The organism is Gemmiger sp. (assembly GCF_036306485.1).
Lineage (GTDB): Bacteria > Bacillota > Clostridia > Oscillospirales > Ruminococcaceae > Gemmiger.
In genome coordinates this window covers 22,080-35,720 of sequence record NZ_JAXJZK010000038.1, presented here as the reverse complement: position 1 = coordinate 35,720, position 13,641 = coordinate 22,080, and the positions used below count along the sequence as shown (strand labels likewise).

11 protein-coding genes and 1 pseudogene are annotated in these 13,641 nt (G+C 60.6%); 1 reads left to right on the top strand and 11 read right to left on the bottom strand.

Features of this window, described 5'->3' with window-relative positions; all coding sequences use genetic code 11:
* The 10 genes and pseudogenes from rplC to U0L91_RS07955 form a co-directional block, all read right to left on the bottom strand.
* A pseudogene (gene rplC, locus U0L91_RS08000) lies at positions 1 to 116 on the bottom strand (50S ribosomal protein L3); the annotation flags it as partial.
* Between the two features lie 175 nt (positions 117 to 291).
* A complete protein-coding gene (gene rpsJ / locus U0L91_RS07995) occupies positions 292 to 603 on the bottom strand; it encodes a 30S ribosomal protein S10 (RefSeq protein ID WP_330045893.1) in 312 nt (103 codons plus the stop codon).
* A 532-nt stretch (positions 604 to 1,135) separates the two neighbouring features.
* Positions 1,136 to 3,844 carry a CotH kinase family protein gene (locus U0L91_RS07990; protein ID WP_330045891.1) on the bottom strand — a complete coding sequence of 903 codons (2,709 nt, stop codon included), beginning with the start codon at positions 3,842 to 3,844 and terminating at the stop codon, positions 1,136 to 1,138.
* Positions 3,845 to 4,020: 176 nt separating this feature from the next.
* On the bottom strand, positions 4,021 to 5,820 hold the full coding sequence (glgB, locus tag U0L91_RS07985) for a 1,4-alpha-glucan branching protein GlgB (protein ID WP_330045890.1): 1,800 nt from the start codon (positions 5,818 to 5,820) through the stop codon (positions 4,021 to 4,023).
* 102 nt (positions 5,821 to 5,922) lie between these two features.
* Entirely contained in the window at positions 5,923 to 7,287 is a 1,365-nt protein-coding gene (mgtE, locus tag U0L91_RS07980; protein ID WP_330045888.1) for a magnesium transporter, read from the bottom strand.
* Positions 7,288 to 7,879: 592 nt separating this feature from the next.
* A complete protein-coding gene (locus tag U0L91_RS07975) occupies positions 7,880 to 8,518 on the bottom strand; it encodes an RpiB/LacA/LacB family sugar-phosphate isomerase (RefSeq protein WP_330045886.1) in 639 nt (212 codons plus the stop codon).
* Between the two features lie 53 nt (positions 8,519 to 8,571).
* Positions 8,572 to 9,939 carry a transglutaminase-like domain-containing protein gene (locus U0L91_RS07970; protein ID WP_330045884.1) on the bottom strand — a complete coding sequence of 456 codons (1,368 nt, stop codon included), beginning with the start codon at positions 9,937 to 9,939 and terminating at the stop codon, positions 8,572 to 8,574.
* A 10-nt stretch (positions 9,940 to 9,949) separates the two neighbouring features.
* Positions 9,950 to 10,531, bottom strand: a complete 582-nt coding sequence (locus U0L91_RS07965; RefSeq protein ID WP_330045882.1) for an Ntn hydrolase family protein — start codon at positions 10,529 to 10,531, stop codon at positions 9,950 to 9,952.
* 117 nt (positions 10,532 to 10,648) lie between these two features.
* Positions 10,649 to 11,149 carry a PTS sugar transporter subunit IIA gene (locus U0L91_RS07960; protein ID WP_330045881.1) on the bottom strand — a complete coding sequence of 167 codons (501 nt, stop codon included), beginning with the start codon at positions 11,147 to 11,149 and terminating at the stop codon, positions 10,649 to 10,651.
* A gap of 89 nt (positions 11,150 to 11,238) precedes the next feature.
* Positions 11,239 to 11,829 (bottom strand): TetR/AcrR family transcriptional regulator, encoded by a 591-nt coding sequence (locus U0L91_RS07955; protein ID WP_330045879.1) that lies wholly within the window; start codon positions 11,827 to 11,829, stop codon positions 11,239 to 11,241.
* Between the two features lie 213 nt (positions 11,830 to 12,042).
* Between U0L91_RS07955 and U0L91_RS07950 the strand changes: the two genes are divergently transcribed.
* On the top strand, positions 12,043 to 12,813 hold the full coding sequence (locus U0L91_RS07950; RefSeq protein WP_330045877.1) for an HD domain-containing protein: 771 nt from the start codon (positions 12,043 to 12,045) through the stop codon (positions 12,811 to 12,813).
* Between the two features lie 59 nt (positions 12,814 to 12,872).
* On the opposite strand, the gene rbr is transcribed toward U0L91_RS07950, so the two are convergent.
* Entirely contained in the window at positions 12,873 to 13,415 is a 543-nt protein-coding gene (gene rbr, locus U0L91_RS07945) for a rubrerythrin (RefSeq protein WP_330045875.1), read from the bottom strand.
* Between the last annotated feature and the right edge of the window lie 226 nt (positions 13,416 to 13,641).

Below are 13,641 nucleotides of genomic sequence, written 5' to 3'. Positions count from 1 at the left end.
TTCTTCTGCACGACGGTGCAGGGGCCGGCTTCGATGACGGTGACGGGAATGACCTTGCCGTTCTCGTCGAACAGCTGGGTCATGCCCAATTTCTTGCCAATGATACCTTTTTGCATTTGTGTAAATCCTCCTGTAAAGGTTATTGGTTGGCAGCGGGTTTGTTCTGCCAACATGACCTCTCCGCTTGCGTTTGCAGCGGATCGTGTCTGATTTGTTTTACGGGGACTGGGTACCGGCGGTTAATGGAACACGGCCACTCGGGCCGGTTTTCCCGTTCCCGCCTTTCACGCATCAGAGCTTGATCTCGATGTCAACGCCGGCGGGGAGCTGCAGGCTCATCAGAGCCTCGACCGTCTTGTTGGACGGCTTCAGAATGTCGATCAGACGCTTGTGGGTGCGGGTCTCGAACTGCTCACGGCTGTCCTTGTACTTGTGGACAGCGCGCAGGATGGTGACCACTTCCTTGTCGGTGGGCAGGGGGATCGGGCCGGACACGCGGGCGCCGGTGCGCTTCGCGGTCTCCACGATCTTGGTAGCCGCCGCATCGATCAGGGATGCATCGTAGCTCTTCAAACGAATTCTGATTTTTTCTTTGACTGCCATTACATTCGCCTCCTAATTTTTGTTGCCTTAGGCGAGCCGATAAATTACACACGCTTCCGGGTGTTCAATAGTTTCGCATCAGAAAATCCGGTGAACCGCGCACCGCAGTTCTCCCGGAAGAATCATCGCAAAGCTATGGAAATTGGTCCGTGCCGCAAATGCAGCGCCGTACATATCCCTTCACATTCGTAATTCTTTCGCCCGGTTCTAAGATCGGACATACTCCGCGGAAAAACCCGTCGGCCCCTATCGGAACCGCGGCAACCTCCCGCATCAACGCATATCGTGGCCGATGATCGAACGCCCGTTCTTTCACCAGCCGTTCGCAGCCAAGAAGTATGATACCACATCATATCGGGAATTGCAAGTATTTTTTCGGCAAATCATAAAATTTTTTCAAAATATTTTTCTGTTTTGACGAAAGCCCCGCCTTCCCCGACCTTCGGGATGCAGTACCAGTATTATACGGGATTTTTGCAGAAAAGACAAGCCCGCCGCAGCGTCCTGTGCTGCAGCGGGCCTGTCTCAGGGGTTACCGGCGCTCGCCGGTGATTTCATCAAAATGATACTGCGTGCCGTCGATGGTCACGGTTCCCTTGGCCATCGTGCCGTAGATCGGGTCAAAGTAGTAGCGGCCGCCATCCTGCCAACCCTTGAGCATCCGGCCGGACTCGTCGTAGCGGACCCACTTGCCGGTGCCGTCGGCATTCTCGGCCCAGGGACCGGCCTCGGATTCCTGATAGACATCCTTGCCGGCTGCCATGGCGCCCTGGGCGTTGTTGTCCAGCCAGTACCAGGTATCGGTGGCGGGGTCGCAGATTTCCTTGCCGCGGTACTCGTCGTTGAAGGGATCAAAGCCCTGACGGACCCAGTCCTCGTACCAGTAGCGCTTGCCGTCGTTCTCCACCCAGAAGCAGGTGCTGGGACCGTAGAGGCGGTTGCCGTCCTGGGTACTGAAGAGGAAGCGGTTGCCGCCGATGATCCGCATGCCCTTGAGCATCTGGCCGGTGACCATATCGTAGAACACCTGGCGGCCATCCGGCAGGATCGTCGGGCCCTTGGCCATGGCGCCGGTGATCGTATCGAAGTAGTACCAGCCGCCGTCGGCGTACTGTTCACCCTTGACCATATGGCCGTCCGCATCATAGCGGACCCACTTGCCGCCGTTGGATTCCTGGTAAACGTCCTTGGAGACCGCCTTGGCGCCGCCCTGCACGGCATCCAGCCAGTACCAGGCGTCGCTGTCCGGGTCGTAGATTTCCTTGCCGCGGCCCTCGGTGCCCTGCTTGACACCGTTCTCGTACCAGTATTCCTTGCCGTCCTCGGTGACCCAGCCTTCCAGCAGGAACGCGGGGCCGTCCACATGGACGCTGTACGTCAGGCTGACCTTGCCCATCGTTACGGTGACTTCCGCGTCGCCGCCGCCCACGGCGGTGAGGGTCAGTGTGTCGGGAGCAGGTCCGGCCTGGGCCGTGACGACCCGCTCATCGCTGGACGTGACCGAAACCGCGTCGCAGGCAGCCGCCGGGCGTACCTTATAAGTAAGAGTCTTGGATTCCCCGGCGCCGAGCGTCACCGACGCGGAGGCCGGAGAGACCGGAGCCAGTGTCTCGGCCGTGAAGCCGGTCTCGACCAGGTCCTCATCGTAGCGGGTATTGAGGTAAGCGGTGCGGGCGTTGATCCAGTTGATCAGTTCCTTGCAGGCGGAATTCCACTGGATGTCCTTGGTATAGGCCACATCGTCGTCATGCTTGCCGGTGCCCCACAGGGCCACCTCCATCGCGGCGGAGCGCTCGAGCTGCGCCTTGTAGGCGGTACAGGTCTGCTCGGCCTGCTCAAGCTGGGGACGCAGTGCCTCCTGGTAGCGCTGCACGACGATCTCGCGGAACTCGGGGATCTTGAGCAGCTCAAAGCACCAGGTCCAGCGCGGGAACTGCGAGTCCTTGCGGTTCATCGCATAGTCAATCTCGGGGTCATAGGTCCGGATCATCGAGAGGTCAAAGTCCCACACCGGGCCCATATGGATCACATCATCTGCGCCGTCCCGGAACATATAGGTGCTGGAGATGAAGCAATCCCAGTTTTCGGTCATCTCGGCGATCAGATAATAGTCCGCGAAGCTCTGGACATCAATCCGCTCGCTGATGGCCTGCCAGTCCTTCTCGGGGGCATAGATCAGCGCTTCCAGCTCGTTGATTTCCTGCTCGAAGGCGGCAAAGGCCTTTTCGGACAGAGAATCCGGCTCGCCGGCATCGTCCGCCGTGGAATCCTTGAGGACGAAGTGGGTGCCGCTGTGCTGGGCGGCAAACCAGTCATCCTCGGCCGCGTAGTAGGAGTCGTCAATCTCGGCCACAACGCCGTCGTCCTGGGTCAGCGGGATGCGGGTGTCCCCCACCTGCACCTTCTCGCAGAGCAGGTAGTTGCCGGCATATTCGCCGTCAAACCAGACATCCACCCACTCCCCTTCCGGCGTGCCGCGGTTGACGCCCTCAGCTTCCATGCCGTGGGCCCAGTCAAAGACCAGCTTGTTGCGCATCAGGGAAGGATCGCTCCAGTTGGCCAGCAGAATCCAGGTCTTGGCGCTGCCCATGCCCAGCAGGTCGGCCTTGGAGTCCAGCTTGATCTGGTAGGGCTTCTTGGGCTTGGTCCAGGTGGAGTTACCGCGGCCCTTGACTTCGACGTCGGTCTCGTTGAGTTCGGTGCCGTCGGTGTTGATCAGGGTCAGGGCATTGTGCTTGTACTTGTCATCCTTGCTGCCCGCGTCGATCTGGTCCTTGGTCACGCCGTTCAGATCGATGGAGATGCAGGGCAGGTCGGAGCGATAGAGCTCCGCCGGAGCGGTGGTGCCGTCTGCCAGCGTCAGGGTGAAGGAATCCTGCCCGGTGAAATCGCCGGTGATGCGGCCGTCCGTCAGGGTCAGGCCGTCGCCGGTCACGCCGGTCACCCCGTTGGTGACCTCCACTTCCAGTGTGGAGAGATCCACATTGACCGGCAGGAACAGGCAGTAAATGCCGTCCACCAGCTGGGCGGTATAGCCGGCGGCGCTCAGGCCCGGCTCTTCCGTCACATCGGGTTCTCCGGATTCACCGGTTTCGGGGGTTTCGGCATCCTGTACAGCCGTCGTCTGTGCGGCAAACGCCGCGCGCAGGGAGTCCGGTGTGATCGCTTCCGCATAAGCCGGCAACACCAGCGAAGCGGAGATGACACCTGCAAGGGCCAGGGTCAGCAACCTCTGTTTCATCTTTGAATGCTCCTTTTCTTTTGCCTTGACTTTGTCCTGAAGGTTCCGCCAAAAACAGGGAAGACGGAACACCCGGCAGGACACGGCTCGGGACCTGTCATGCAAATCATCCAAATTTTAGCATTTTCCGCCCCTAAAAGCAAGTAACTCCTGAACACATTTCTGAGAAAGAACAATTATTCTGTTGCGGAAAGCAAGAACAGACGGCCGCTGTACGGAGCCAGGCCGGCCGTGAAGGTGCGGGCGGCGGATTCGGTCAGCGGGGTGCCGGGTCGCTCGGTGGTGCCGCCCCAGCACTGCCAGTCGGTGTTGAGGAGCTCCTCCACCCGTCCGGGGCCGGGGAGTGGCACGGTGTAGTGCGGCATCTGTCGGTCCGAGAAATTGAAGAGGGCAAACACCGTCGAGGCATGGCCGCGGCGCAGGATTGCGCAGACATCCTCCTCGGGGTGGTCGCAGTCCAGCCAGCGGAAATGGTCGGCGTTGTACTCCCCGGCCCAGAAGGCATCGTACCGCAGATAGAGCTGCTGGAGCTCCCGCCGGAAATGGGCAAACCCGTCGTGCAGCGGGAAGCGGAACAGCTCCCAGTCCTGGGCGCGGTTCTCGTCATATTCGCGGAGCTGGCCGAACTCGTTGCCCATGAAGTCCAGTTTCTTGCCGGGATGGATCATCATATAAAGGTAGAGCGTGCGGCCCTGGGGGAATTTGCCGTCGTAGTCGCCGTACATTTTCTGAAGGATGGTGGCCTTGCCGTGGACGTTCTCGTCATGGCTGAAGGGCAGGATATAATGTTCCCGCCAGAAATACATCATCGAGAAGGTCAGCTTGCCCAGGTTCTGCCGGCGCTCCTCGGGCGTCTTGCGGAAATAATCCAGCGTGTCGTTCATCCAGCCGAGATCCCACTTGTAGTCGAAGCCCAGGCCGCCGTACTCCACCGGGGCGGTGATCTTGGGATAGTCGGTGGAATCCTCGGCAATCAGCATGGCGGTGGGATGGCGTTTTTGCAGACCGCTGTTCATGCCGCGCAAGAATTCCAGTGTGGACCCGTTGACGCCGCGGGCCGGGTCGCCCTGCCAGTAGATCAGCCGGCTGACCGCATCCATCCGCAGGCCGTCGGCGTGGAATTCCCGCAGCCAGTAATCCGCCGCCGACTGCAGAAAGCAGCGGATCTCCCCGCGGGAGTGCATGAAGTTGCAGCTGCCCCATTCGCTCTCCCCCACCGCGGCCGCCGGGTATTCGTAGAGCGGCGTACCGTCAAAGCGCCGCAGGCCGTAGGAATCCACGGCGAAATGCACCGGCACAAAGTCGAGGATCACGCCGATGCCCGCCTCGTGACAGGCGTTGATCAGCGCCCGCAGCTGGTCTGGCGTACCGTAGCGGCTGGTCGGGGCAAAGAACCCGGTGGTCTGGTAGCCCCAGCTGCCGTCAAAGGGATATTCGCTCAGCGGCATCCATTCCAGATGGGTATAGCCGTTGTCGCGCAGGTAGCCGGGCAGCATGCCGGCCAGTTCCTCGTAGGTGTAGAGCGACCCGTCCGGTTTGCGCTGCCAGCTGCCGGCCTGGGCCTCGTAAATGGTCATCGGGGAATCAAAGTTCTTGGTGCGGCGTTCCATCCAGGGCCCATCCGTCCAGACAAACGCCGACGGTCCCTGCACGATGCTGCGGCCGTCGGGGCGCAGCGTCATGGCGGTGCCGTAGGGATCGCAGTGATCCACCACACTGCCGTCCGCCCCCGTCACCCGGTACTGGTAGCACTGGCCCGGGACTGCCGCCGGCACGTCGGTCTCCCAGCATCCCGAATAGGTCTTTTGCATCGGATATTCGCCCAGCGGCTGCCCCGCCGGGCTGCTGAGCACCACGAGAATCTGCCGTGCCGAGGGCGCCCACACCGCGAAGTGGGTGCCCTGCGCACCGGGATGGCCACCGAAAAAGGAATCGGCATCGAACGCCTTGCCGGTATAAAATTCCTGAATCTGCATCCGGATATCTCCTTTCGCTGCAGAGTTTTGAACGAGTGTAAAAAAATTGTACCATGCCGGTTGGCATGGTACAATCTACAATCACTTGACATGTGTTCAATTTCAGATATGCAGCAGGAGCTTGGCGATATTGAAATAGACCAGCAGCGTGGTGGTATCCACGATGGTCGTGATGAGCGGGCTGGCCATGACGGCGGGGTCGATGCCCACCTTCTCGGCCGCGACGGGCAGGATGCCGCCAATGAGCTGCGAGATCAGGATCGTGCAGAACAGCGTCAGGCAGACCACCATTGCGATCATCACACCCACCCGGTCAAACAGGATCAGCTTGGCCATGTTGCAGACGGCCAGGGTGGCGCCGCAGAGCAGGGCCACGCGGAATTCCCGCCAGAGGATGCGGGGCAGGTCGTGGGGGCGGATCTCCCCGACCGCCATGCCGCGGATGATGGTGGAAGTGCTCTGGCTGCCGGCATTGCCGCCGGCGTCGGTCAGCATGGGAATATAGGCCGTGAGGACGGTGACGGCGGCCAGTGCGTCCTCATAGCCGCGGATGACCAGGCTGGAGAAGGTCGCGCTGAGCATCAGGAAGAGCAGCCAGGGCGCACGGGATTTGTAAAGGTTCCACAGCGTCCGCTTGAAATAGGGCTTGTCGGCCGGCGCCATGGCGTTCATCTTGGCGAAGTCCTCGCTGGCCTCATCCTGCAGAATGGAGATTGCATCGTCGATCGTGACAATGCCCACCAGACGGTTCTCACCGTCCACAACGGGGATGGCCAGGAAGCCGTACTTTTCAAACAGCTGGGAGGTCTGCTCGCGGTCGGTGCCGGTCGTGACGCTGATCACCGCGGTATCCATCATGTCGTCGATGCGGCGGTTTTCGTTCTTTTCCAGCACGAGGCCGCGCAGGCTGACGACGCCCACCAGGGTGCGGTCGGAGCCCGTCACATAGCAGTTGTTGATGGTTTCCTTGTCAAAGCCTTTCTGACGGATCTCCTCCATGGCACGGCGCACCGTCCATTCGGGAGAGAGTTCCATGAACTCGGTGGTCATGACGCCGCCCGCCGAATCCTCGGGGTATTTGAGCAGCTCGTTGATCATCTTGCGGGTGTCCGGTTCGGCCTGGCTCAGAATCCGCTTGACCACGCTGGCGGGCATCTCCTCAACGAGGTCGGCGGCATCGTCGGCGCAGAGTTCTTCCACGACGACCTTCAGTTCCTTATCGGTCAGGCCGCGGATGAGCGCCTCCTGGGTCTCGGGCGTGAGTTCGGCAAAGACATCGGCGGCCAGATCCTTGGGGCAGAGCCGGAAGAGCACCGGCATCTTTTCCTGCGGAAGATCCTCAAACACGGCCGCCAGATCCGGCGCATTGATCGTGGAAAGAACATCCCGAAGGCTCTGGTACTTCTTGGCATCATCCAGGCTGGCCAGCATACGGCGAAGGGTTTCAATGGTTGTTGCATTGGACATAAAAAATCCTCCTTGCGCAGCCGTTGTTTCCATGCGGAAGCGCAAAGAGGAATGTCTATCATCATGCTGTTACGCATACGCGAACAGACAGCCAGCGGCCCCGTATGGAGCCGCCGCCTGTGCTTCTGCACCGAAACAACGGTTGCCTTGATATTCAATTTTCCATCGGTTCACAGGACTACCGGGAATCTCCATACGTACCACCTGCCTCTGTCATGAATTTTGATTACATACAAAAAGTTCGCTGCTTCGCAGTTGTTTTGCAGTTCTTGCTGCAAGACCTTATGCGCGCTCCGGAACCACCTTTACTTTAGCATCCGAGGTGTGGGAAGTCAACCCCTTTTGCCCAAGCCGTGCAAAAAATCGTCGGGCCGCACCGAAATTTTGCAGATATTTTTCAATGATAAGTATTTACATTCTGTGGAAGTTGATTTATAATGAAGGTGTTCCGCAGGAGGGTTGTACTGCGGAGCGCCCACCGCCGCATGATCTTCTGCGCGGTGATTCATCCGACATTACCAAAGTCTCCAATAAACTTGCAAAAGGGCCTCCGGCATCCGCCGGAGGTCCTTTTGCCATATGGGAAAAGCGGTTACGCCATCAGTTCACGGACCGTCTGGGCGATCTTCTCATCCTTGCAGGCCGGGAAGAACAGCTCGGCGAAATGCTCTCCGGCAAAGGCGCCCTTGACGAGGTCGCGGTCCAGCTCCTTGAGGATGTCGCAGAGATCCCGGAACGCAACGGCACGCACACCGTCCAGAATCTTCTTGTTGCGCTGCTCGGGGACGACGCGCTCCTTGGGGTAGCCCTGGCCATGGCCGAAGCCGAACAGCTTCTCGAAGATGTACTCGAGGTTCAGCTCGCCGCCCCAGCCGAAGCCTTTGGCGAAGGGCAGTGCCACGGCATTGCCGTCATTCACATGGGCGAAGGTGTAGGCGTCCACGGGGTCCTCGACATGGCCGCAGATCACGCCGGGGAAGCTGTTCAGTGCCAGCATGGCGCCCTCGCCGGTGCCGCAGCCGGTGATGACATAGTCGGCGGCGCCGGAGTTCAGCAGCACGGCGGCCAGAATGCCGTTCTGCACATAGGTCAGCTGAGCGGCATCCTCGGCGGTGTACATGCCGTAGTTGACAACCTCATGGCCCATCGGTTCCACAACCTTGCGCAGCGTGGCTTCCGCCATGGCGTTCTTGGCAGCCTGGCTGTTTTCGTTGATAAGTGCGATCTTCATAATCAGCGTTCTCCTTTATTATTTTGATTGTATCAAAAGGCCGGGCGGAATGCTCAGGCCTTCTCATCGGGTTGTTCCTCGAACCGGAGTACCTCACAGCTGTGGCTGAGCGCCTGACCATGGAGCGGCATTCCTTTCAGGACCGCCTCACCAACCTGGTTGTCGTAGGGGTCATTGCGCCATTCTTCGTCGGGCGGGGTCAGCTGGGTGTAGAATCCGCGGTTGGCGACCATCCGCAGCGGGTCCAGGTTGCCGAAATAATGCCTGCGGCGTGCCTCGTCCCCGGTACGGTGCGCACCGGCGCCGAAGGAGCAGTCCGCCCAGAGCCAGCCGTAGGGTGCAATATAGAACTGCGCCCAGTCGTGGCAGCCGGCGTGATCGGGTGTGACGTACAGTCCGCTCTGCCACCGGGCCGGGATGCCGGCAATCCGGCAGAGCACGATGAAGAGCAGCGCCATGACGCCGCAGTCCCCCCAGCCCGACTTGGCACAGCCCTCCGAGATATTCTCGAGGCAGACGTAGGCGGGCTGATACCGGTACCGCGTGTGGAGCGTCACATAATCGTAGATGGCACGGGCCTTCTCCACCGGACCGTCACAGCCCTCGGTCACCTCGGCGCACAGGGCGCGCAGCCAGGGCGTGAAGAGCAGGTGCGGGGCCTCCTCATGGGTGTAGAAGGTCGGCTGGACGGGATCGGGGGTCAGGTGTTCCATGTCATGATACGGTGCCCGGATGGTATACCGGTAGGTCACCGTGAAGGGAGCTTTGGACGCCTGGCCCTGCCAGTAGGCCGTGCGCTGCGGGGCATCCTCGGGCGCCAGCTCGGTATGGGGCGGTGCGTCAAGGATCTCGATGTCGGACTGCAGTTCGCAGGCGGCCGGGATGGGCAGCCAGGCGCGCAGTTCCGCCCCGGGATCAGCGGCCACCGCCGGGGCGACGGAGGCCCGCACCGTGATCCGTGCCGAGGCACTTCCCTGCTGCCGCATCCGCCGGATCATCCGGTCCCGCACCTCGGCATGGCCCGGCTCGGCGCGCAGGCCGCGGGCATTCATGTCCGGGTAGAGGCGCAGAGCCTCGGCAAAGCGGTCCAGATAGTACGGTGTGCCGTTCAGGCAGCGCCAGTCCACCCGGTCGGCGGCCAGAAGTGCGTCGAACTCTTCCTCGGAAAAATCCGGGATTTCCCGCCGCAGCAGGGCCAGGGCGTCGGCCCGGGTCAGCGTATAGCTCTGCGGCAGGCGGCGCATCATCTCGCGCAGGGCGGTCAGCGCTCCCGCCGCCGGGCGGGGCAGACGGCTGTCCTGCAGCAGCGCCTCAATCCGACGGTCCGCCGCGGCAAACTGTCCGATCTCATACAGCCGGTACACATCGGGCGGCACACCGACGGCCAGGTCGGCAAAAACGACATTGCGATCCTTGTCCATTTCAAACGCCTCACAGAATCAATTCACGGTAAAACGTCGTATTCACGGTTTTGTCATTCTCGGCGATGTGGGTGATGCACTGGTCCAGTGTGGCGGCCACATCGTCCAGGCTCTTCCAGCCGGAGGCGGCCGGTTTGACATCCTGTTCGAGATAGGGCGCGATCTCGGTATGGGAGCAGGCGCCCTCGATCAGGTACGCGCCGTCGCGGGCGGGCTGGGTCTGGGGTTCAAAGCCATCGGCGCTGCCCAGGCTGACCAGCTCAAAGCCGCCCTTGCGGCCCCGGCCGCCCACGAGCAGCCGCACGCCCACCGGCGCACAGGGGACCTGACGGCCGGCTTCGGCCAGGATCTTGACGGCCTTTTCCAGCGTCAGATACTGTACGTTGTATTCATCCAGCGTGTTGACGATGCGGGCCGCGGCGACGGTATCGCCCGCGAACCCCACCAGCACGTTGCGGTTCACCTTACGGACTTTGGGCAGCGAATCGGTCAGAATTTTGGGGGTTCCGTCCTGGACCGGTTCCTCCACCATCCGTCCGTCGCTGACCATCGCGCAGAACGCCGGTCCGCATACCGCAAGAATTGCACTCATGTCGGTTCCTCACTTTTCTTGGTTTGGTGCTCCTATTGTAGCACAAAAGCCCCGCGGTGGGAAGAGCAAACCAAAAGCGCGGCGCAGGAGACCCTGCGCCGCGCCGGAATGCGATTGTTATTTGCTGACTTTCATCAGATCGTCGCCGGGCTTGACGGTGCCCTGCGCCACCGTGGTGACTTCCGCAAAATCATCGGTGTTGGTCACGACGGTGATGACAACGGCGGGATGACCGGCCGCCTTGATCTTGTCCAGATCCATCGTCAGCAGCAGCTGGCCCTTGGTGACCTTGTCGCCGAGCTTGACGTTGGCGGCGAAGCCGTCGCCCTTCATCTCGACGGTATCGACGCCGACATGGATCAGCACCTCGATGCCGTTGCTGCCCATGATGCCCAGCGCATGGAGGGTATCGGGAGCCTGGGTGATTTCACCGTCGCAGGGAGCGTAGACTTCGCCGACGCTCGGGTCAATGCCGCAGCACTGGCCCAGGATTCCCTGTGCGAACACCTCGTCGGGGATCTCCTCCATCTTGACCACCGTGCCTGCCGCATCGGCTGCCAGCATGGCCGGGAACACCGGCGCCGTCTCCTTCTTCTTGAACATATCAAAAAATCCCATGGTCTTGTCTCCTTCTGTTTTCGTGATGAAACCCGACGGCAGGCCGCGGGCGCTTCTACAGTTTATTATAGGCATCCACCAAAATAAAATCAAGCCTGTTCCTGCATCCGCCGGGCCGTCTCCTTCACGGCGCGGACGGCCTGCCAGGTGATGTCGGCCAGCTTCTCGGGCGTCTCGGGTTTGCCGTTCTCCAGCCAGACATCAATGCTGCCGAAACACCCCTGGACCGCAAACGCGACCATATATCGCTGGGCGGGCGTGACGCTGTCCGACGGTGCGATGTACCCGACACAGTGTTCCGCAATGACACTCTGCAGGCGGCGCCGGAACGCCGGGTCCCCGTTGGGGCCGAGCAGCGCACTGCAGATGCCGTCGTTCTCGTCCAGGTACCGGTAGATCATGCACAGCGATTCCGGCGTCGAATCCTCATCCAGGCGCGGCAGGATGTCGTCCATCAGCCGCTCGAGTTCCTGAATCTGATCCTGCTCCACCCGGTCCATCAGTTCATAGATATCCGAGTAATGAAAATAAAAGGTTCCGCGGCTCACCTTGGCCAGATCGGTCAGTTCCCGCACTGTGATTTCCCGCACGGGCTTCTGCAGCAGCAGTGTCACCAGCGCTTCGGACAGCCGGCGCCGCGTCATCCGGACGCTGCGGTTGGCCTCCCCTTTGCTGTTCATCCTGTCATCACACCTTTCCCAAACCGAGGTCTATTTTCATAGTAGTGCCCCGGCAGGGATTTGTCAAGGCGTTGTCTCTATTTATTGTCTAATTTTCCTTGGATTGGTTCCGATTTTTTTGTATGTCTTATACGATTTTCCGCCTTTGGGAGGGCGGGAGTCTTCCCGAAACAGCCCCGCGTGGTATAATCGAGGGAAAAGGAGTTGATTTCCATGCTGATCGACCGGGCGGCGGTCCGCGCCGCGTTCGCCGCGTATGTCCGTCCCTACAATGCCGACGATCCGAAAGTGCGGCTCAAGATTGACCATACCTACCGTGTGGCCGCTCTGTGTGAGCGGATTGCCGGCAGTCTGGCCATGCCCGCCGGGGAGGTCGATCTGGCCTGGCTGTGCGGCATGCTGCACGACGTGGGCCGGTTTGAACAGCTGCGGCGGTTCGGAACCTTTGACGATTCTCGCAGCATCGACCATGCCAAAGCCGGTGTGGAAGTTCTGTTCGACGCCGGAAAGATCCGGGATTTTGTCGCCGATGCCTCGGAGGATGCCCTGCTGCGCACCGCCGTGGAGTGGCACAGCGCCTACCGCCTGCCCGAGGATCTGGACGACCGCACCCGCCGGTTCTGCTGCATCCTGCGCGACGCCGACAAGATTGATATTCTTCGCGTCAACGTAGAAACGCCGCTCGAGGAGATCTACAATGTCAGCACCGAGGCCCTGCGCCGGTCCGGCGTGACGCCCGCCGTGCGGCAGGCCTTCTATGAGCACCACGCGGTGCTGCGCGCCCTCAAACAGCAGCCGGCCGATCATGTGGTGGGGCATGCCTCGCTGGTGTTTGAGCTGGTCTATCCCGAAAGCCGCCGCATTGTGAGCGAGCAGGGCTGGATCTGGAAGCTGCTGGAGTTCCGCACCGACAATCCCGACACCGCCGCCATGTTTGCCGGGCTGCGGGATCATCTGCGGGACTGGCTGCGCGACAACGCCTGAAAAAACGGCAGCCCCCGGCCGACGGATGAGGTCCGCGGGCCGGGGGCTGCCTGCCGGTATCAATAGTTATCGCACTTGAGCTCAAAGAACTTCTGGGGATGGTCGCACACCGGGCACTTGACGGGGGCGTGGGTGCCGATATAGACATATCCGCAGTTGCGGCACTGCCAGACCTGCTCGGTCTCGCGGGCATAGACGCGGCCGGCTTCGATGTTGGCGGTCAGCGCCTTATAGCGGTTCTCGTGCTCCTTCTCGATGTCCGCCACCATGGTGAACAGCCGGGCGATCTCGTCAAAGCCTTCCTCGCGCGCCTCGGCGGCCATCCGCGGATACATCGAGACATGTTCCTCATGCTCGCCTTCCGCCGCCATCTTCAGGCAGGTCAGCGTATCGGGGATCTTGCCGCCCTCCATCAGGAGCTTGAACCAGATCTTGGCGTGCTCCTTCTCATTGTCGGCGGTGGTGGCAAAGATCGCGCCGATCTGCTCATACCCGTCCTTCTTGGCCTGCGAGGAGAAGAAGGTGTACTTGTTGCGCGCCATGCTCTCGCCGGCGAACGCTTCCCAAAGGTTCTTTTCGGTTTTGCTGCCTCTGAATTCCATAGCGTACCTCCTGTGCGGTTGTATTGGTTGTTTATTTTTAAGATTTCATCTTAATCTGATTATACCGATCCCCCGCCCGGCTGTCAAGCGGCATTTCGTAAAATTCATCCATGGTTTTTTGTTTGCTATGACGGGATGCTCCGGCCGGCATTGACAAAACGCCGGGAATTGTGTATCCTTATTATAAGATTCAGTCTTGAATCCGATCTTTTATCACTCTCACAAG

Bases quoted from the DNA above. Each gene is read 5' to 3' on its own strand.
- U0L91_RS07950 (WP_330045877.1), top strand. From the start codon at position 12,043: ATGCTGATCGACCGGGCGGCGGTCCGCGCCGCGTTCGCCGCGTATGTC.
- U0L91_RS07970 (WP_330045884.1), bottom strand. From the start codon at position 9,939: ATGGACAAGGATCGCAATGTCGTTTTTGCCGACCTGGCCGTCGGTGTG.
- U0L91_RS07975 (WP_330045886.1), bottom strand. From the start codon at position 8,518: ATGAAGATCGCACTTATCAACGAAAACAGCCAGGCTGCCAAGAACGCC.
- U0L91_RS07965 (WP_330045882.1), bottom strand. From the start codon at position 10,531: ATGAGTGCAATTCTTGCGGTATGCGGACCGGCGTTCTGCGCGATGGTC.
- glgB (WP_330045890.1), bottom strand. From the start codon at position 5,820: ATGCAGATTCAGGAATTTTATACCGGCAAGGCGTTCGATGCCGATTCC.
- U0L91_RS07955 (WP_330045879.1), bottom strand. From the start codon at position 11,829: ATGAACAGCAAAGGGGAGGCCAACCGCAGCGTCCGGATGACGCGGCGC.
- U0L91_RS07990 (WP_330045891.1), bottom strand. From the start codon at position 3,844: ATGAAACAGAGGTTGCTGACCCTGGCCCTTGCAGGTGTCATCTCCGCT.
- U0L91_RS07960 (WP_330045881.1), bottom strand. From the start codon at position 11,149: ATGGGATTTTTTGATATGTTCAAGAAGAAGGAGACGGCGCCGGTGTTC.
- rpsJ (WP_330045893.1), bottom strand. From the start codon at position 603: ATGGCAGTCAAAGAAAAAATCAGAATTCGTTTGAAGAGCTACGATGCA.
- mgtE (WP_330045888.1), bottom strand. From the start codon at position 7,287: ATGTCCAATGCAACAACCATTGAAACCCTTCGCCGTATGCTGGCCAGC.
- rbr (WP_330045875.1), bottom strand. From the start codon at position 13,415: ATGGAATTCAGAGGCAGCAAAACCGAAAAGAACCTTTGGGAAGCGTTC.